This window comes from Mycobacterium sp. NTMscope_MAC_12, assembly GCF_976985675.1.
On record NZ_CDRJYY010000001.1, the window covers coordinates 4285813 to 4303675 of the forward strand.

The window sequence follows — 17863 nt, forward strand, 5'->3', positions numbered from 1 at the left end:
GGTCCGAAACGTTCTTATGCGGCGATCTTCTCGGTTTGGCTGCCGGGCGCCCGGTGGGGGTGTGTCTGGTGGGGGGTCCACGGGGCGACGGGGTTTCCCTGCCAGCGGGTCGATGATGGCAGGTAGTCGCCGCGCATGACCAGCGATGCCGGTCCAACGGTGACGGCGGCACCCAGCCGGGCCGCTGGCAGCGCCACACTGTATCGGCCCAGCGTGGCTCCCGGTTCCAGGACGACGGTGCCGGTGCGCATGATCCTGTCGTGGAACAGATGGGTCTGTACTACAGAGCCGCGGTTGACGGTGGCGCCTGCGCCCAGTGTCACCAGGTCGGCCTCGGGCAGCCAGTGCGTTTCGCACCAGACGCCCCGGCCGATGGAGGCGCCCAGCGCACGTAACCAAAGGTTGAGCATCGGCGTGCCGCGGGCGGTTCGCGTGAACCAGGGTGCGGCCACGGTTTCGATGAAGACCTCGGCCACCTCGTTGCGCCACACGAACGACGACCACAGCGGGCGCTCGATCACCCGGATGCGGCCGACCAACAGCCATTTGGCTGCCACCGCGGCGATACCGGCAATTGCGCCGGCCGCCAGCAGTACGACACCGCTGCCCAGTGCCGCCCACCCGTAGCCGAATTCGCTTGCCAGCCACTGCAATGCGTCCACGACGGCGACTCCGATGGCGAAGGTCACCATCAAGGGAATCAGCCGACAGGTTTCGACGACGGCCCGCATCGATATCAGCTGCCGCGACGGGTGGTAGGTGCGGCCCGCATCCGCCTCGGTGGCCCGACGGCGCAGCGCCACCGGCGGGCTACCCAGCCACGACGACCCGGTCGTGGCCTTATCCGGGGCCAGCGACAGCACCGCGACCAGCGCGTCGTCGGGCACCCGGCGGCCCGGCTGAGTGATGCTGGAGTTGCCGAGGAACGCGCGGTTGCCGATGGTGGCGGTGGCCGCCTGGATCCATCCGCCGCCCAGTTCATAGGACGCCACCATGACGTCGTCGGCCAGGAAGGCGCCGTCGGCGACGACGGTGAACTTTGGTATGAGCAGGGCCGTGGAGATTTCGGTGCCGCGCCCCACCTGGGTACCGAGCAGCCGTAACCACCAGGGCGTGAGCAGGCTGGCATACAGCGGGAACAGGTGAGTGCGCGCGGCGGCCATTAATCGCCCGGTGGTCCATAGCTGCCACCCGTCCCGGCTGTGCACGGGGTGGTAGCTCTCACGCAACCCCAGCGACAGCATCCGCACGCTTAACACTGTCAGCGCCGCATACACCGTCAGCGTCGCGGACACGGCCACCGGCGTCCAGGCCACGGTCGGGGCGACCGCGTCGAGCAGCGTGCGGCTGCTACGCACCCCCCAGGTCAGCACCGCCAGCCCCGTGAAGTCAGCCAGCAGCGGCAATGCGCCGAGCAGCGCCGGCGTCAGCGCGAACACCGCCACCCACAGCGGCGCGCGTGGCGGGCGGTGCGGCGGCCACTGGCGGGCCGCACCGGACATCACCGCCGGTGAGCCCTTCCAATACTGGCCGTTGTTCACTGTGCCGACGACGCTGGAACCGGGGGCAATCTGGGCGTTGTCGCCCACTGAGGCGCCGGGCAGCAAGGAGGTCCGCGCGCCGACGATCGCGTCGTTGCCGATCGAGATCGGGCCGATGTGGAACAGGTCGCCGTCGACCCAATGCCCGCACAGATCGACCTCGGGCTCGATGGCACTGTGGTGGCCCAGGGTCAGCATCCCGCTCACCGGCGGCATGGCGTGCAGGTCCACGCCCTTGCCGACCTTGTTGCCCAGCGCGCGGGCGTAGTACGTCAACCATGGCGTGCCGACCAAGTTTTCCACCATGTTGGCCTCCACGAGGCGTTCGACGAACCACACCCGCAGGTGTTCAGATCCCCCGCGCCGGTAGGTGCCCGGCTGCACACGGGATAGCAGCAGCCGGGCGGCAAGGACCGCGATGGCTATGCGCCCCGGTGGGGTAATGAACACCAGAAATCCGGCGATGATCCACCACCAGTCGACTGTCACCAGCCATGGCAGCAGACGCAGCTGCGCGGCAACATTGCTGGCCAGCGCCAGCCACGTCACCCATTGCATGCCGGTCAGTGTCGCCAGCGGTAGCGACAGCAAGACCTGCGTGGCCTGTGTTAATCGCGGTGTCGGGCGCACCACCCGCGGCGCGACGCGCACCGGCGGATCGAGCTCGTCGAGAAAACCGGCCAAAGACGACAGCCGGGGATGGTCGTAGAGCTGGGCTATTGTGACTTGCGGATATCGCTGACGCAGCGCATCCACCAGTTGAGCCGCCGACAGTGATTCACCACCAAGGGCGAAGAAGTCGGTGTCCGGGCCGTCGACGGCAGCGCCCAAGACGTGATGCCACAGGCCGGCCAGCCAGCCCATCGTGCCGCCCAGGTTCGGCGATGGGCCCGCTGTTTCGGCAACCGGCCACGGCAACGCGTCCCGGTCGAGCTTGCCCGAGGCGCGGGTGGGTAACTGGTCGACCAGCACCAGTCGCGGCACCAATGCGGCGGGCAGCTTTTGGCGCAGCGCTGTGCGTGCGGCCGCTAGATCAAACGATGCGTCGGTGCTCACGAGGTAGCCGACCAGCAGTGGTGCGCCGCTGGCTGTGCGGCGCACCGCGGCCGCTGCAACGCTGACGCCCGGCAGATTTACCAGCGCGGAATCCACCTCGCCCAGCTCGATGCGCCGACCCCCGACCTTGACCTGGTTATCGGCACGGCCGACGAAGATCAGCCCCTCGGGCTCTCGCCGCACCAGGTCGCCGCTGCGGTAGGCGCGGCGCCAGCCCAGACTGGGCAGCGGTGCGTATCTGTTGGCGTCCATCTGCGGATCGAGGTAGCGCCCTAACCCGACGCCTGCGATCACCAGTTCACCGACCTGACCGTCCGGCACCGGTTGGCCCTGGCGGTCGATGACCGCCAGGTCCCAGCCGGGCAGCGGCAGCCCGATGCGCACCGGACCGCTGCCGGTCAGCCTGGCCGCACACGACACCACCGTGGCTTCGGTAGGGCCGTAGGTGTTCCAAACTTCTCTGCCCTCTACCGCCAGCCGTTCGGCCAGCTCGGGCGGACAGGCCTCGCCGCCCACAATCAGCAGCCGGACCGCCGCCAAAGTTTCGGTCGACCACAGCGCGGCCAGTGTCGGCACCGTAGACACCACGGTGATGCCGCGGGCTATCAGCCAGGGCCCCAAATCCCTGCCGCTGCGCACCAGCGATCGTGGCGCCGGCACCAGGCACGCGCCGTTTCGCCACGCCAGCCACATCTCTTCACAAGAGGCGTCGAACGCCACCGACAATCCCGCCAGCACCCGGTCGCCGGGGCCAATTGGGTTGTGCTGCACATATATTTGCGCTTCTGCGTCAACGAATGCCGCTGCGCTGCGATGAGTGACGGCAACACCTTTTGGGGTCCCGGTCGAGCCGGAGGTGAAGATGATCCAGGCATCGTCGCCGGCCCGTGGCGCGGACGGCTGTCGTCCTAGCGAAGAGCCGGGACCACCCAGCAGCCCCTGCTCAGTGATCACCGCCGTTACCTGCGCCTCATGAAAAACCAGGTCGGCTCGCTGGTCGGGATCCTCGGCATCCACCGGCACATATGTCGCGCCGGCGGCCATCGTCGCCAAAATCGCGACATATACAGCGTTGCTGCCCGAGGGCATGCGTATTCCGATGCGGTCGCCGCGACCGATCCCGGCGGCTGCTAGCTCGGCCATCTTGTCGTCTATATCGGCGATCAGCTCGCGGTAGGTCAGCGTGACCGTGCCGTCGTCGAGGGCGTGTGCGTCGGGATAGCGGGCCGCGGTTTCTTCGAGGATCTCCACGAGGGTGCGCGGCTCGGGAGCAAACGATGACAGGTTTAGCCGGGGGTTCGCCCGGCTTACAGCATCCGTCGTCGTTACCGCGACCCGATCATCGCCACAGCACGGTTCACCGCGGCGGCAAGGTTCCACTGCGCATGCCCGAGCGGGCCAGCCAGGTACCCGGCCAGGTACGTGATCATCATTGAGGAGACGGGGTTGACACTGGTTGAACAAGGACATTTTTGAGCTCGGGTGATCGAGGCTGTGGAATTGCGCAAGCAATCCCATTACTGCCCATGGACAAGGGTCAACGGCCGCGAATACCGCGGCCCACTGCTCGTCAAAGACGTCAAAGGCCAGATGGGGTTGTTCATGGAATCGTCGCTTTCTAGCGTGTGGCCGCACGGCGCGGCCATCGACAGGAACAGCGGCCACCGGCCGTTCCGTGACACCGCACAAACGGCCTGGCGCTGACCAATCAGCGACGAGAAAGACAGAACCGCGTCAAGAGATCTTGACCGGTCAACGCAGCAGGAAGCCCACGTGGCGGGCCGCGCCCCGCCACCATGGCTTGCTGCCACAACAAACTCACAACGGCCACCGCCGCCGCCACAACACCTAAAGCAGCCACCGCAGCGCCGGGCCCGTCCGCCAACACCCCAGCGACGAACGCCTCATAGTGGTGTACCGCCGGTGGTGACGCGTTGAACAGGTGCAAATGATCGGCGGTGACCGTGAATTCACTGCCCAGCGAGCTAACCATGGTGTGCGCTGGGAGAGAGGCAGGAAGCTGCGACCGCAAATGGGAGTGCCCACCGAAAACGAGCACCCACACCGCAACCGCCGCCGCAATGGCCCCCATCGCGGCGACAAAACGCCACCGCGGCCGCCCGACGGCGGCGACGCGTGCGGCTTTCACTCGCCTCCGCATAGGCCCCATACCCCTATAGGGTACCGTATCCTTCGGTCTGCTGCGATGAGCGGGCATTTGCGCCTACATCGCCTACATAGGTTGAATGTCTGCAACCAGGGCGCGCAGCCGCGGCTCTTCGGGGCTACCGGCGTATTGGTGCAGCCAGTTAGTGAGCATATCCAGTAGCGCTGCCGGCAGCGGTAAGCGGTTTTGTACTACAACGGCGAGGATGCGTTCAATTGCACGATGATTCTCGCCGCAACCCAATTCGATGAAAACCATGCTGCGTTCATCTTCGGTGAGACAGGGGTTTGCCACATCGGCAAGCAGCCACGCCACACTCGAGTCTGAGTCCATTAATCAGTTCTGAAGCCGTCGCGATAGAGGAGTCGTGTGCCTGAAGTTCCCACGTTCCTGCGGGCCGCCCCAGCCACAGCCTCGCTGGGCGCGGATACGCGAAATAGCCGAGGCGCTGACTGCCGACTCTGTCCAACTCGTAACTCCAACTCGTGGCCCCCAGCCAGCGCATGATGGCCAGTCACCAAGCGCCCCGCGGAAAGCGACGCAGAACCTGGAAAACAGACACAGAGGTAACATACCCTGGGCCGGTATACGCTAACCCTCGGTGTCGCCCCGGCTTAATGCTCTAGTCGCGGCTTCAATGCACGCCCAGGGCTCGATGAGATCAGCCCTGAATTTTGGCTCCTAGTAGTACCCGCATTGCTGGCCAGTAGGGTGGGAAGAATGAGGCCCCGGAGGTGGTCAATGGTGGGGCGGATGTTGGCTGCAGCGCGCGGCGATGTCCCCGTCGAAGAGGTGCGTACCCTGTTACAGGGCGGTGGCGGAGCCTACGAGGACATCCTTGCCGCCGACCGGTTGCGGACCGAACTCATCAGCGCCGGTTTGACCCCCACGACAATGTCACCCGCGGAGAGCGGCCAGCTGTTGTGCGCCTGGGTGGCTTACGCTCTGCAGTCGTTGGCCGAGGCGTTCGTCGAGGCCGAGGAACAGCCCGGGTCGCTTCATAGGGCCGGGTTTATCACGCAGGTGACAAGTGAGCAGATCCGGTTGCTGGCTAACGAAGTGCCGACGTGGATTGGCCGGGCACGCCGGGCGAGCACCGACCCGGGCTACGACGTCGCCGCCGAGACACCGCTACCAGCCGACTTCCCTGGGTGGGTGCGGGTGGAACCCTGCCCGACCTCGCATCTGGTCGCAATGCACAGTGCCGCCTCGACCATGTTCGACCGCTTGCAGCTGGCCGCCGCCGACTTCGAGCGGTCCGTGGCCGGCGCCGACACGCTGCTAAATCAGCTACGCGGCCTGGTCGCACAACTGCAGGTGCAGCTGGACGCGACGCCCGTGACCGCCATGGGATCGTTGGGCGCTCGCGACCACGAAGCTACCGAGGCGGTGCTTCGGGACACCGTCACCCGATGCTTCACTCTGGGCCAACTGATGAGCCGGCCGCGGCTGTTGCGCGGCGGGACCCGCCCGCCCGGCTGGCAACACGCACCGCGGCCCGCCGGCTGGGGTGCTGGCAACCCATACTCGCCGCGCTTCGAACACCACGGAAGTCGGGGGTACGGGCATTACAGACAGCACTAGTGGTCGGCAGCTATATCGGGAACAACGCGAACGCGAAGGAAGTCTTATGAGCGACACGATATTGGTTTGCCCGCGCTGTGGGTCGGAGATGACCACCTACAGCCGGTCGGGGATTGAAATCGACCGCTGTACCGGGTGTCGGGGGGTCTTCCTCGATCGTGGTGAGTTGGAGCAACTCATCGACGCTGAGACCGCCTACTACCAGCAACAACAGTCGGCGACGCCACCGGCTGCCGCATACCCGTCACCCAACTACGCCCCACAGGCGCCCTACCCTGCCCCCGACCCCTACTACGGCCGATACGGAGAAGGCCACCACGGTGAAGGCCACCACGGTGAAGGCCACCACGGCAGCTACCACGGCGACGATCATTATGGTCGGCACGGCTTCCTTGGCCGCATCTTCGACTGAATTCATACAGGCCAGCCCAGCCGGCCCGAACCGGTCGCCTAGTGATAACTAGGCGCCGTCCGCGGTGTACGGCCTCATGTGCTGCCTGGTTGCGGTGACTTGGCGGCATGTGACGCGACGCTTGTTGGTCTAGAACGAAAAGGGCAGCCGCTAAATTTGCGCTGCTTATTACCCGAGGGTCGCCGAGGGCGGTACCACTTTGAGGCGGGGCATGAAGCGAAGGTCAATTTGGCCGACGTTGCCAGCGGCGCGCCGAGCATGCTTACGGGAGCTCCCGCTGTGGCTCCTGGAGCGGCGGCCAGGGTGGTGCTGGGCAGCGCCGCGGCGGCCGCGCTCATTGCCGGGGCCGCGGAGGCCCAGGTTTGGGGCACCGACAGCGTCCCGACCGTGGCCGCCCGGCCCATACCCGCCGACAGGGCCGCTCCGCCGAGTCCTGCTGAGCCGGGTGTTCGCAGCGCGCCGGAAGCGAGCGCGCCCGCTAGCCCCCATTTCAAGGTTGTGGTGCTGGCGGCGTTGATGGCCGGCATCAGAGATTTCAGCTGGTTGGCGTTGGAGAGCAGCGCACTGGAGATCCAGCCGACCGAACTTGTCATGGATAACGCCGGATTGACCGAACTTAGGGTCGAACTCAGCGACGACAGCGACCCCGTGGACGACTCGGACGTGGACGACAGCGGCGATGCGAGCTGCTGCAGAGCCGTGGGCACCGTGGAGGTCACCTGTGACAGGACCGCCTGCGCGTCGGTGCTGGCCGAGGTGGCGGTGGCTTGGGAGACAGCAGCCCCTTGCCCGGCTAGGCCGGCCGGGTTGGTGGTGGGTTGCGGCGGGGTGAACGGGGTCAAGAGCGACGCGGTCGCTGAGGCGGCGGCGTAGCCGTACATGGCGGCGGCGTCCTGGGCCCACATCATGGCGTACTGTGCTTCGGTGGCCGCGATCGCGGGCGTGTTTTGCCCGAGGATGTTGGTCGCGATCAGCGACAGCAACAGGCTGCGGTTGGCCGCAATGACCGGTGGCGGCACCGTCATCGCAAACGCCGCCTCATAGGCGGCCGCGGCCGCCATGGCCTGCGAAGCCGTCTGCTGTGCCGTGGCGGCAGTGGTGTCCATCCACGCCACGAAGGGGCGCTCGCGGCGGCCATCGCCGCCGACGCCGGACCCAGCCACGGTCCGCTCGTCAGCCCTGAAACCACCGAGGAATACGAAGCAGCCTCCGAATATAGCTGCTCGGCGAGTCCCGCCCAGGCCGCCGCTGCGGCCAGCATCGGCCCCGGGCCCGGACCGGCATAGATCCTTGCCGAGTTGATTTCGGGTGGCAAAGCTGCGAAATCCATCACTTCGCCTCGGAGTGTTTAGCCGGCTGCGACCGCGTTGGCGGCTTCGGTGACCGAATACGAATCAGCGCTGACGCCAAGGGTTTTCGCGACCAATTCGTGGATCACCGCAGCTTGGGCGCTGACAGCTTGGTACATCTGCGCGTGCGCGGCAAACTGCAGCGCCGTCAACGCCGACACCTCATCGGCGGCGGCAGGCACCACCCCGGTCGTCGGGGCGGCCCCGGCGGCGTTTTCGGCGCGCATCGCCGAGCCGATGCCCTGCAGGTTGCCAGCCGCCGCCGTCAAAGCCGTCGGCTGGGTAGTCACAAACGTCATGGTCTGCTCCCCACTGTTTCCGCCTGGACTTCTTCTGATGGACAAGACCCAACCCACGCATCGGAGAACGCGGGTCCGGCGCGGCGGGCGGGATCGAGGTGGTGCAAGGTGAGTGCGGCGATGCCGCCGATGAGCGCCAGGCCGGCCCACACCAGCCCGCCGGCGCCGAGCCGGTGTGCGGCACCGAAAGCGGCCCCGGTGGCAAGGTTGCCGATGAGGATGCCGGCTCCGACGATGGTGTTGTAAAACCCGTAGTGGGTGCCGATGAGCCAGTTTCCGGCCAGGGTGACCACGGTGTCCATTTCGAAGGGGAACACCGCGGCGGAGCCGATCGCGAGCAGGCCCGCTGATAGCAGCAGCGCAGCTACTGCAACCGGTGTCCCGAACCGCTGGCCATCGGGGACAACAGTCAAGGGCAGGAAGGAGGCCGCGATGATGATCAGTCCGACGACCACGCTGCGCCGGGGGCCCCACCTGCTGGCGAACCAACCGGTGATGCGTAGCTGGCCCGCGACGGCGATCAGGCCAGAAACTGCGAATATCGCTGCGACTAGCCATGTTTGGTACCGCGGGGTAAGCATCGATGCTTGTAACGGCAGCGCCAGGTAGACCTGGAAGGTCAGCACGTAGCAGCCGATCATCGCCGCCGCGAACAACACGAACGGCCGGTTACCCACGACGATCCGCCAGTCGTGCAGGACCGAGGTTTTCTGCGGAGCCAGTTGGTGATGGTCTTGGGGCAGCGCCATCAGCTGTGCCGCTGTGAGCACGGCGAACACCGCCGCCGCAGCCGCCGCGGTGACCCGAAAGTCGAGGGCCATCAATGTCAGTCCGACCAGCGGGCCCAGCAAGATTCCGGCTTGGTAGAAGATGTTGAACATGGCGAAGGCGTCCACCCGGCGATCTCCGGCGTCAGCGGCCAGATAGGCGCGTACCGCCGGGTTGAACAAGGCGCCGGCGAAACCGGTTGCCGCGGCGGCGATCAGCACGGCCGGCAATGAGTGAGCCACCACCAGCAGCGCGAATCCGCCGGTGCGTAGCACGCATCCGGCCACGATCAATGGCTTGTAGCCCAGCCGGTCGGCCAGGGTGCCGCCCACGATGAACATGCCTTGCTGGGAGAAGTTACGCACTCCTAGCACCAGCCCGACGGCCCAGGCGGCCAGCCCGAGCGGGCCAGCCAGGTACCCGGCCAGGTACGGCATCAGCATGTAGAAACCCATGTTGATGCCGAACTGGTTGAGCATCAGGACCTGGCTGGGCCGGTCGAAGCCTCGAAACCGGGTGAGGATATTCCTCATGCGGCTGCGATTAGTGCGGGGTTGACGACGGTGCTGGTTCGAGTCCAGGAGGTCACCACCTGCTGGGTGGGGTCGGTGATGACGGTGGGCTCGGCGACGGGTTGCCAGTCCAGCAGCTGGTGTTGGTGGCAGTAGTCGTCGTTGTAGATGGTGTCGAAGTAGCGTTGGGGTCCGTCGGGAAACACCGCGGCGATGCGGGTGTCCTGCGGGAAGGTGCCGAACTGATTGCGCCACCGGTGATAGGTAGCCTCGGAGACCCCCGAGCTCGCGGCAGACCGCCGCGGTGTCCTTACCCTCGGCCAACAGCCGGTCAGCGGCCATCAGCTTGCGCACAACCTGTTCTGGACTGTGCCGTTTCCTCGTCGCCATGATCTTGTCGAGCCTTCCTGCCCACAACCTGGGCCGCAAGACTCTCATAAGCTACGGATCAACCGATCGGGGTCAGGCCAGGTGGCCTGGTACAACCAGGAACGCCTGCACGAAGCCCTCGGCTACGTTCCACCCGCCGAGTACGAGGCCGCCCTCACCGGCACCGGCACCTCACACCTCTGCGAGCCAGCCGACCCCGGCCCTCGCAACCGAGTAGGAACTAAACCTGGGGTAGTTCAACGCCCACACCACCGGCGAGCGGCACCACTGCCGAACGGTTCACCGAACAACACGATGTCCGCTCCGTCAAGGGCCGCCTAAGCAAAGCCGCTGCTCACCTGCGTTGTCCACAAGATCCAGACGGTGCTGTCACCCCATCCACGAAGTGGTCCCGCAAGGATCAACACGTCCGTCCGCCCGGGGTGTCAGGCGGGCAGCCTGCGGTTCAGCAGCAGGCCGGCCAACACGGCGCCGGCCATCACGACGGCGCCGAGCAGCATCCACGCCAGGCTCGCGTCGCCCTTGACGGTTTCGTAGCCGATTTGGCGCTGCAGCGTCGTGTACACGTTCCTCAGCGAGTCCAGGCTGTCGGCGTGGAACGCCTGACCGTCGGTGATCTCGCAGATCTTCTGCAGGGTCTGATCGTCCACCGGAACGGGAATGGTGGCGCCCTCGTAATCGACGGTGCCGTACGGGGTGCCGAACGAGATCGTCGATATCTGCACGCCTTGGCCCTTGGCGGCCCGGGCCGCGGTGAACGCCCCCTGCGGGGCGTTGGGGTCCAGCGGCACGTTCTCGGCGCCGTCGGACTCCAGCACGATCCGCGCCGGCGGCGGGCCTTCGCCACCGCCCATCACCGAACCGACCGTCGCGATCGCCTGCAACGCGGTGAAAATGCCTTCTCCCGTAGCGGTTTTCGGGGCCGGCTGCAGGCTGTCGATGCCCGACTTCACCGCGCCGCGGTTAGTCGTCGGGGGGACCAGCAGCGTGGCGTTCGCCGCGAATTCCACCAGCCCCAGGTTGATCGCGGGCGTCAGCTGATCGGCGAACTGCTTGCCGGCCTCCTTCGCCGCGGCCAGGCGGTTGGGCGGAACGTCGTTGGAGGCCATCGATTCCGAGACGTCGATGACGAGCATCACGACCGCGCGGTTGAGCGGGATCCGGACGTCAGACGTCGGCCCGGCCATCGCCGTGGTCAGCAGGACCAGCGACGCGGCCAGCAGGATGGTCGGCAGGTGCCGCCACCGGCTCGGGCGCGACGGGGCGACGCGCTCGAGGACCTCCATGTTGGCGAACCGCAGCACCCGGCGACGGCGCGCGAATTGCTGCACGACGTAGAGGCCGATCACCAGCAGCACCGCCAGCAGCGCCAGGAAGAACCAGGGGTTCTGGAATCCAGTCAGCGACACCGGGCCCAGCAGCGGCACCTTCATGTCGAGCCACACTATGCGTCAAATCTGGGCGCCGCATCGCGCCCCGGCTCACCCTGCGGCGAGATCGCGGCGCTGGGTGAACTTGATGTCGAGGCTGCGCAGGTGGGTCTGCAGCCCGGCGTCCTGGACGGGGATCAGGTGGGCGGGCTCGTCGGTCTCGTTGTAGTGGGCGTGCCACATGCCGGGCGGGGTGGTGAAGGCGCAGCCGGCCTGCCAGTCCACCCGGATGGGATCGACGATGTCGCCGCGCTCGTCGAGACGCGTGCCCAGCATCGTGTAGCAGCCGGCCGGGGGCGCATCCAGGATGAGGTCCAGCGCGACCGACTGGTGCCGGTGCGGGCGCTGCACCTGGTGGGGCGGAAGCACGCCGAACATGGCCCACAACACGTGCGTGATGGTCAGGGTCTGCTCCTGCTCGGCGTTGGCCAGTAGGACGCTGACGCGGCTCTTCTCGTTGGCGCCGGAGCGCGACGCGATCTCGGTCAGCTTGGCCACGGCGTCGGCGCGGCGGAACTTGGTCGCGCGGAACCGGGGCCGGATCGCGTCGGCGCCGAGGTAGCGCATCAGGGGCTCGTCGTGCACCCAGTAGATGGCCGTGTCGGTGCCGGCGTAGAACACCGAGCGCGCGCCGGCGGGCAGCGTCACGAAGTCGCCCTTCTCCCACTCGATCAGGCGGCCGTTGACCGCCGCGAAGCCCCGCCCGTAGAGCACGTAATACAGCTGCGAGGTGGCGTTGGGGTGGGTGTCGATCTGTTCGTTCGCGCGGATGCGCACGAAGTTGGCCAGCAGCGCGGGGCTGGTCGCCGCGCCGGCCGGGCCGCCCAGCTCGGCGGACAGGTCCAGCGGGATCACGCCGGTCGGCGCGTCGAGGTAGAGCTCGGGACCGAAGCGCCTGATCGGCACCCGCGGGGTCAACCCCGAGCCGATCGGGTTGGCGGCCCGGGAGTACTCGAAGTATTCGGCCTGCTCGGCCCACTTTTCGAACCGGCCTTCGAACCCGTACTCGGCGACGTTGACCATCGGCGCGGGCACCGTCGGGTCCAGGTTGGGCGTCGCCAGCTGTTGCATGTCCGTCTCCCTTGGTGCTCAACTACGTCTGGTATCGGAATAGTATTTATCTTGTATCTAAGCGTCAAACACAGCAGGTAGACGCCTTGGGTGTACGGTCATGCGGACGGTTGAGACACGACTTAGCTACCAAAGGGGCGACGGCGTGGCAGCAAGGAACAAGCGGACGGGGACGGCCAAGGACCGCGCGCTGGACTACGTCAAGACGCGGGTGCTCACCGGCGAGTACCCCGGCGGCGAGCTGATCAGCGAGGGCGACGTGGCCACCGCGCTGGGAATGTCGCGCACCCCCGTGCGCGAGGCCTTTTTGCGGCTGGAGGCCGAGGGGTTGCTGCGCCTGTATCCCCAGCGGGGGGCCCTGGTGGTTCCGGTGTCGCCCGACGAGGTGCGCGCCGTGATGGAGGCGCGGCTGGTGCTGGAGCGGTTCGCCGCCGCCAAGGTGATCGGGCGCGGCGCCGCCGCGTGCGCCTCCATGTTCGGGCGCCTGTCCGGCGAGCTCGCCCGGCAACGCGACGCGGCCGCCGCCGCGGACTGGCGGGAGTTTGTGGAGGCCGACCGCGCCTTCCACGCCATCACGCTGCAGGAGTCGGGCAACGCCATCGTCTCCGGCTTCTACGCGTCCCTGCGCGACCGCCAGATGCGGATGATCGGCGAATCGACGCTGCGCGACCCCGATCGGGTGGCCACGATCCTGCAAGAACACCGGGGTATCGCCGAAGCCCTGCGCGACGGCGATCTGGCCCGAGCGGCGCGGGCGGTCCAGACCCACCTGGCCGGCACCGTGCGTGCCATCGGCCTGTCCGTCGAGCCGGATCCCTTATGGGCTACCGGATTTGGCCGCGGTGGAGCAGACTGATCGAACAACTCGGGGACCGTCCCGGGTCCGCAAATATCGGGGGGAACGATGACCTGGTTGACGGCTTCGAGGTTTCGCGGCGCAATGACGAAAACGCTTGTGGCCGTAGCGGTTATGGGGACAGCCGCGACGGGCGCGACCATCCCGGCGAACGCGGCGCCCGGCTTCGCGCGCACGCCCGCCGCGCCGCTCGACGATCCCGATCCCGGCTTTCCCACCAATCCGTCGGACCCCCGGTGTGCGGGGATGCCGGGGCTGGCGCAGTGCCAGGGCGGCCCCTACGCCATGGGCGGCGCTCCCACCGGCCCCGCGGACTTGAGCTGCATCAGCATGCCCAGCGACCCGGTGTGCGCGGGCGGCCCGTACGCCCCGCCGCCCCCGGCGCCGCCCATCGCCCCGCCGCCCCCGGCGCCGCCCATCGCCCCGCCGCCCCCGGAGCCCATGGCCGCGGCGCCGATAGAACCGCCGCCCATGGCCCCGCCGCCGATGGTGGAGCCACCGCCGATGGCGCCGGCGGCCGAGCCGTCGATGGGATGCCCGGGCACATCTGAGAACGCCGCGCCGGCGGCTCAGCCGATCAGCACCGCGTACCGCGGCTTGATCACCTCGTCGATGATGGCCAGCCGCTCGTCGAACGGGATGAAGGCGGACTTCATCGCGTTGATGGTGAACCGCTCGAGGTCGCTCCAGCCGTAGCCGAACGCCTCCACCAGGCGGAGCATCTCGCGGCTCATGAAGGTATCGCTCATCAACCGGTTGTCGGTGTTGACGGTCACCCGGAATCGGGCGCGGGCCAGCAGGTCGAACGGATGCTCGGCGATGCTCTTGACGGCGCCGGTCTGCACGTTCGAGCTCGGACACAGTTCCAGCGGAATTCGCTTGTCCCGCAGGATCGCCGCCTGCTGACCCAGGCGCACCCGTCCGTCGGGCAGCACGTCGATGTCGTCGACGATCCGCACCCCGTGGCCCAGCCGGTCGGCGCCGCAGAACGCGATCGCCTCGTGGATGGACGGCAGGCCGAAGGCCTCGCCGGCGTGAATGGTGAAGCGCGCGTTGTGGTCTCGCATGTACTCGAAGGCGTCGAGGTGCCGCGTCGGCGGGTTGCCGGCCTCGGCGCCGGCGATGTCGAAGCCGACAACGCCCTTGTCCCGGAACCGGATTGCCAGCTCGGCGATCTCGCGGGACACCGCCGCGTGCCGCATGGCGGTGACCAGCAGGCGCACCACGATCGGACGGCCGGCGCCGGCACAGGCCTTCTCGCCGTCGGCGAATCCGGCCAGCACGGCGTCGACGATCGCGTCGAAGGACATGCCGCGGTCGATGTGCAGCTCGGGCGCGAACCGGACCTCGGCGTAGACCACCGAGTCGGCGGCCAGGTCTTCGACGCATTCGTAGGCGACGCGGTGCAGTGCCTCGGGTGTCTGCATCACCGCGACGGTGTGTGAGAACGGCTCCAGGTAGCGCTCCAGCGAGCCGCTGTGCGAACGCGTGCGAAACCACGTCGCCAGCTCGTCGACGTCGGTGGCGGGCAGCTCGTCGTAGCCGGTCTGCCCGGCGATCTCGAGCACGGTCGACGGGCGCAGCCCGCCGTCGAGGTGGTCGTGCAGCAGGGCCTTGGGTGCCTTGCGGATCTGCTCGAGGCCCAGCGGCGCGGTCATGCGACGACCCGATCGATGATCAGCGGCCGGGAAGCCGGGGCCGTGTCGCCGACGCTGAAGCCGCCGTCCAGCTCGGCGAGCGCCGCGCCGAAGCGCTCCGGGGTGTCGGTGTACAGGGTGAACAGCGGCTCGCCGGCCGTGACCGGTTCGCCGGGGCGGCGGTGCACCCGGATCCCGGCGCCCAACTGCACGCGCTCGCCCGGACGGGATCTGCCCGCGCCGAGCCGCCAAGCCGCCAGCCCCACTGCCATCGCGTCGATATCGCCCATTGTGCCGCCCCGGGCGGCGGTCACGGTCTCGGCATGCCGACCGATCGGCAGCGGCACCGACAAATCACCGCCCTGGGCGGCGATGAGCCGGCGAAACCGGTCCATCGCGGTGCCGTCGCGCAGCGTCTCGGCGGGATCGCGGCCGTCGATCCCGGCCAGCTCGAGCATCTCGCAGGCCAACCGCACCGTCAGCTCGACCACGTCGGGCGGGCCGCCCCCGGCCAGCACCTCGAGTGCCTCGGCGACCTCGAGGGCGTTGCCGACGGTCGCGCCGAGCGGGCGGTTCATGTCCGTCAGCAGCGCGCGGGTGGGCACCCCGTGCGCGGCGCCCAGCTCGACCATGGTGCGCGCCAGCTCGCGGGACTGCGCCTCCGAGTCGGTGAACGCCCCCGAACCGACCTTCACGTCGAGCACCAGCGCGCCGGCGCCCTCGGCCAGCTTCTTGCTCATCACCGAGCTGGCGATCAGCGGCAGTGACTCGACGGTGGCGGTGATGTCGCGCAGCGCGTACAGCTTGGCGTCGGCCGGGGCGAGGTCACCGGCGGCGAAGATGGCCGCGCCGACGACGGGCAGTTGGTCGCGCACCTGCCGGTTGGACAGCGCGGCGGTGAACCCGGCGATGGATTCCAGCTTGTCCAGGGTGCCGCCGGTGTGGCCGAGCCCGCGGCCCGACGCCTGCGGCACCGCCGCGCGGCACGCGGCGACGACGGGCACCAGGGGCAGGGTGATCTTGTCCCCCACCCCGCCGGTCGAGTGCTTGTCGACCGTGGGCACGCCGAGGTCGCTGAAGTCGAGCCGCTCGCCCGAGGCCAGCATCGCCGACGTCCACCGGGCCGTCTCGCCGCGATCCATGCCCCGCAACAGGATCGCCATCAGCAGGGCCGCCATCTGTTCCTCGGCCACCCGGCCGGCGGTGTAGGCGTCGACGATCCAGTCGATGGCGGCGTCGGACAACCGGCCGCCGTCGCGCTTGGTCCTGATCACCGTGGGCGCGTCGAAGGCGGGCGGCATCAGCCGCGCCCCGCGGCCAGGTCGTCGGGGCCGAAGGCGTCGGGCAGCAGGTCGCCGAGCCGGCGCGGTCCGCCCGGATGGTCGATCAGCAACTCGGGACCCCCGTGTTCCAGCAGCACCTGGCGGCATCTCCCACACGGCATGAGCGCCGATCCCCGCTGATCCACGCACGCCAGCGCGACTAGCCGGCCGCCGCCGGTCGAATGCAGGGCGCACACCACGGCGCACTCGGCACAGAGACCAAGGCCATATGAGATGTTCTCCACATTGCACCCGGTGACCACCCGGTGATCGTCGACCAGCGCGGCCGCACCGACCCGGAATCGCGAGTACGGCGCGTAGGCCCCTTCCGATGCCTGGATTGCCTTGTCCCGCAACGTTTTCCAGTCGATCTCCGGCATCGCGCCACTCCGCTCATCCATGGCCGTTTCCGACAGTCACCCTAGCCGCAAAACGGCATTTCGCTTGACGGACATTGGCGCAACCCACACCGTGTGCGAGCTAAGCTCAAGTGCCCGGCGTGACTGTCGCGCTATGCCGCAAGAGGGTCGCATGAAGGTCGCAAGAAGGCTGGTGAGGACTGGGGTGACTACACAACCGACAACCGCGGATCCGGCGGCACCCGTACCGGCTACCTCGCGCAAACGCAGGCCGCCGCGGACCCTGTACCGGGGCGATCCCGGCATGTGGTCGTGGGTTTTGCATCGCATCAGCGGCGCGACGATCTTCTTTTTCCTGTTCGTGCACGTCCTGGACGCCGCGATGCTGCGGGTGAGCCCGCAGACCTACAACGCGGTGATCCACGACTATCAGATGCCGATCGTCGGCCTGATGGAATACGGCCTGATCGCCGCCGTGCTCTTCCACGGCCTGAACGGCATCCGGGTGATCCTGATCGACTTCTGGTCCGAGGGGCCGCGTTACCAGCGGCTGATGTTCTGGATCGTCGGCGTCGTGTTCCTGCTGCTGATGGTCCCGGCCGGCGTCGTGACCGTCATCCACATGATGGAGCACTTCCGATGAGCAGCCCCGACCTTCAGCTGACGCGCGGCCAGACCGCGCCCGTCAAACAGCGCTTCTACGACCGGCCCGCCAGCTTGGACAATCCCCGCTCGCCGCGGCGCCGGGCCGGCATCCCCAACTTCGAGAAGTTCGCCTGGCTGTTCATGCGGTTCTCGGGCATCGCGCTGTTCGTGCTGGCGATCGGCCACCTGTTCATCATGCTGATGTGGGACAACGGCGTGTACCGCATCGACTTCAACTACGTGGCGCAGCGCTGGGCGTCGCCGTTCTGGCAGTTCTGGGACCTGGCGCTGCTGTGGCTGGCGCAGCTGCACGGCGGCAACGGCCTGCGCACCATCATCGACGACTACAGCCGCAAGGACAGCACCCGGTTCTGGCTCAACAGCCTGCTGTTGCTGTCGATGGGGTTCACGCTGGTGCTGGGCACCTACGTGCTGCTGACATTCGACCCGAATATCGGAGGCTGA

At 67.8% G+C, this 17863-nt stretch carries 17 protein-coding genes and 3 pseudogenes; 6 read left to right on the forward strand and 14 right to left on the reverse strand.

What is annotated here, in order from left to right; translation table 11 throughout:
• Positions 1-14: 14 nt before the first annotated feature.
• Complete coding sequence (locus AC0KS4_RS19730; protein WP_238956730.1) at positions 15-3848, reverse strand: Pls/PosA family non-ribosomal peptide synthetase; 3834 nt, start codon at positions 3846-3848, stop codon at positions 15-17.
• A gap of 231 nt (positions 3849-4079) precedes the next feature.
• Here AC0KS4_RS19730 and AC0KS4_RS19735 point away from each other — a divergent pair, with 231 nt between their 5' ends.
• A complete protein-coding gene (locus AC0KS4_RS19735; protein WP_238956731.1) occupies positions 4080-4301 on the forward strand; it encodes a hypothetical protein in 222 nt (73 codons plus the stop codon).
• A gap of 4 nt (positions 4302-4305) precedes the next feature.
• Here AC0KS4_RS19735 and lpqS read toward each other — a convergent pair whose 3' ends face one another.
• Both lpqS and AC0KS4_RS19745 read right to left on the reverse strand, forming a co-directional pair.
• Positions 4306-4815: a putative copper homeostasis (lipo)protein LpqS gene (lpqS, locus tag AC0KS4_RS19740; RefSeq protein WP_472408526.1), complete on the reverse strand. Its 510-nt coding sequence runs from the start codon at positions 4813-4815 to the stop codon at positions 4306-4308.
• 15 nt (positions 4816-4830) lie between these two features.
• Entirely contained in the window at positions 4831-5079 is a 249-nt protein-coding gene (locus tag AC0KS4_RS19745) for a tryptophanase (protein ID WP_238956732.1), read from the reverse strand.
• 438 nt (positions 5080-5517) lie between these two features.
• On the opposite strand from AC0KS4_RS19745, the gene AC0KS4_RS19750 reads away from it, so the two are divergent.
• Positions 5518-6348, forward strand: coding sequence for a hypothetical protein (locus AC0KS4_RS19750; protein WP_238956733.1), 831 nt, complete (start codon positions 5518-5520; stop codon positions 6346-6348).
• Between the two features lie 46 nt (positions 6349-6394).
• Entirely contained in the window at positions 6395-6760 is a 366-nt protein-coding gene (locus AC0KS4_RS19755) for a TFIIB-type zinc ribbon-containing protein (protein WP_186273491.1), read from the forward strand.
• 168 nt (positions 6761-6928) lie between these two features.
• Here the strand turns inward: AC0KS4_RS19755 and AC0KS4_RS19760 are convergent.
• The 7 genes and pseudogenes from AC0KS4_RS19760 to AC0KS4_RS19790 all read right to left on the reverse strand — a co-directional run bounded on the left by AC0KS4_RS19760 (position 6929) and on the right by AC0KS4_RS19790 (position 12579).
• A pseudogene (locus AC0KS4_RS19760) lies at positions 6929-8090 on the reverse strand (PPE family protein).
• A gap of 18 nt (positions 8091-8108) precedes the next feature.
• Positions 8109-8408, reverse strand: coding sequence for a PE family protein (locus tag AC0KS4_RS19765; protein WP_238956734.1), 300 nt, complete (start codon positions 8406-8408; stop codon positions 8109-8111).
• Positions 8405-9709, reverse strand: a complete 1305-nt coding sequence (locus AC0KS4_RS19770; protein WP_238956735.1) for an MFS transporter — start codon at positions 9707-9709, stop codon at positions 8405-8407. Before AC0KS4_RS19770 ends, AC0KS4_RS19765 begins: the two co-directional genes overlap by 4 nt.
• Positions 9706-9924, reverse strand: a pseudogene (locus tag AC0KS4_RS19775) (pyridoxal-5'-phosphate-dependent protein subunit beta); the annotation flags it as partial. The gene AC0KS4_RS19770 and the pseudogene AC0KS4_RS19775, both read right to left, overlap by 4 nt.
• Positions 9925-10078 (reverse strand): annotated as a pseudogene (locus tag AC0KS4_RS19780) (transposase); the annotation flags it as partial.
• A 425-nt stretch (positions 10079-10503) separates the two neighbouring features.
• A complete protein-coding gene (locus tag AC0KS4_RS19785; protein ID WP_238956736.1) occupies positions 10504-11511 on the reverse strand; it encodes a VWA domain-containing protein in 1008 nt (335 codons plus the stop codon).
• A gap of 48 nt (positions 11512-11559) precedes the next feature.
• Entirely contained in the window at positions 11560-12579 is a 1020-nt protein-coding gene (locus tag AC0KS4_RS19790) for a cupin domain-containing protein (RefSeq protein WP_238956737.1), read from the reverse strand.
• 145 nt (positions 12580-12724) lie between these two features.
• On the opposite strand from AC0KS4_RS19790, the gene AC0KS4_RS19795 reads away from it, so the two are divergent.
• Entirely contained in the window at positions 12725-13435 is a 711-nt protein-coding gene (locus AC0KS4_RS19795; protein WP_225329327.1) for a GntR family transcriptional regulator, read from the forward strand.
• Between the two features lie 278 nt (positions 13436-13713).
• Here the strand turns inward: AC0KS4_RS19795 and AC0KS4_RS19800 are convergent, their stop codons facing one another.
• From AC0KS4_RS19800 to AC0KS4_RS19815, 4 genes are read right to left on the reverse strand one after another with little or no spacing between them, the layout of a single operon-like run.
• Positions 13714-13980, reverse strand: a complete 267-nt coding sequence (locus AC0KS4_RS19800) for a hypothetical protein (protein ID WP_238956738.1) — start codon at positions 13978-13980, stop codon at positions 13714-13716.
• Between the two features lie 24 nt (positions 13981-14004).
• On the reverse strand, positions 14005-15093 hold the full coding sequence (locus tag AC0KS4_RS19805; RefSeq protein WP_238956739.1) for an adenosine deaminase: 1089 nt from the start codon (positions 15091-15093) through the stop codon (positions 14005-14007).
• Positions 15090-16373 carry a thymidine phosphorylase gene (locus AC0KS4_RS19810; RefSeq protein WP_425326331.1) on the reverse strand — a complete coding sequence of 428 codons (1284 nt, stop codon included), beginning with the start codon at positions 16371-16373 and terminating at the stop codon, positions 15090-15092. The genes AC0KS4_RS19805 and AC0KS4_RS19810 overlap by 4 nt, the downstream gene beginning before the upstream one ends.
• A complete protein-coding gene (locus AC0KS4_RS19815; RefSeq protein WP_238957375.1) occupies positions 16373-16774 on the reverse strand; it encodes a cytidine deaminase in 402 nt (133 codons plus the stop codon). Before AC0KS4_RS19815 ends, AC0KS4_RS19810 begins: the two co-directional genes overlap by 1 nt.
• A 283-nt stretch (positions 16775-17057) precedes the next feature.
• Between AC0KS4_RS19815 and sdhC the strand changes: the two genes are divergently transcribed.
• Together sdhC and AC0KS4_RS19825 are read left to right on the forward strand one after the other, a co-directional pair.
• The gene (gene sdhC, locus AC0KS4_RS19820) at positions 17058-17396 is read left to right on the forward strand and encodes a succinate dehydrogenase, cytochrome b556 subunit (protein ID WP_008260009.1); all 339 of its coding nucleotides are present in this window, start codon (positions 17058-17060) and stop codon (positions 17394-17396) included.
• Positions 17393-17863, forward strand: coding sequence for a succinate dehydrogenase hydrophobic membrane anchor subunit (locus AC0KS4_RS19825; protein WP_225329324.1), 471 nt, complete (start codon positions 17393-17395; stop codon positions 17861-17863). Before sdhC ends, AC0KS4_RS19825 begins: the two co-directional genes overlap by 4 nt.

What these genes read in the sequence shown, in the direction of transcription:
- AC0KS4_RS19825 (WP_225329324.1), top strand. Translation starts at nt 17,393, where the DNA reads ATGAGCAGCCCCGACCTTCAGCTGACGCGCGGCCAGACCGCGCCCGTC.
- AC0KS4_RS19765 (WP_238956734.1), bottom strand. Translation starts at nt 8,408, where the DNA reads ATGACGTTTGTGACTACCCAGCCGACGGCTTTGACGGCGGCGGCTGGC.
- AC0KS4_RS19810 (WP_425326331.1), bottom strand. Translation starts at nt 16,373, where the DNA reads ATGCCGCCCGCCTTCGACGCGCCCACGGTGATCAGGACCAAGCGCGAC.
- AC0KS4_RS19785 (WP_238956736.1), bottom strand. Translation starts at nt 11,511, where the DNA reads ATGAAGGTGCCGCTGCTGGGCCCGGTGTCGCTGACTGGATTCCAGAAC.
- sdhC (WP_008260009.1), top strand. Translation starts at nt 17,058, where the DNA reads ATGTGGTCGTGGGTTTTGCATCGCATCAGCGGCGCGACGATCTTCTTT.
- AC0KS4_RS19815 (WP_238957375.1), bottom strand. Translation starts at nt 16,774, where the DNA reads ATGCCGGAGATCGACTGGAAAACGTTGCGGGACAAGGCAATCCAGGCA.
- AC0KS4_RS19750 (WP_238956733.1), top strand. Translation starts at nt 5,518, where the DNA reads ATGTTGGCTGCAGCGCGCGGCGATGTCCCCGTCGAAGAGGTGCGTACC.
- AC0KS4_RS19805 (WP_238956739.1), bottom strand. Translation starts at nt 15,093, where the DNA reads ATGACCGCGCCGCTGGGCCTCGAGCAGATCCGCAAGGCACCCAAGGCC.
- lpqS (WP_472408526.1), bottom strand. Translation starts at nt 4,815, where the DNA reads ATGCCCGCTCATCGCAGCAGACCGAAGGATACGGTACCCTATAGGGGT.
- AC0KS4_RS19790 (WP_238956737.1), bottom strand. Translation starts at nt 12,579, where the DNA reads ATGCAACAGCTGGCGACGCCCAACCTGGACCCGACGGTGCCCGCGCCG.
- AC0KS4_RS19770 (WP_238956735.1), bottom strand. Translation starts at nt 9,709, where the DNA reads ATGAGGAATATCCTCACCCGGTTTCGAGGCTTCGACCGGCCCAGCCAG.
- AC0KS4_RS19755 (WP_186273491.1), top strand. Translation starts at nt 6,395, where the DNA reads ATGAGCGACACGATATTGGTTTGCCCGCGCTGTGGGTCGGAGATGACC.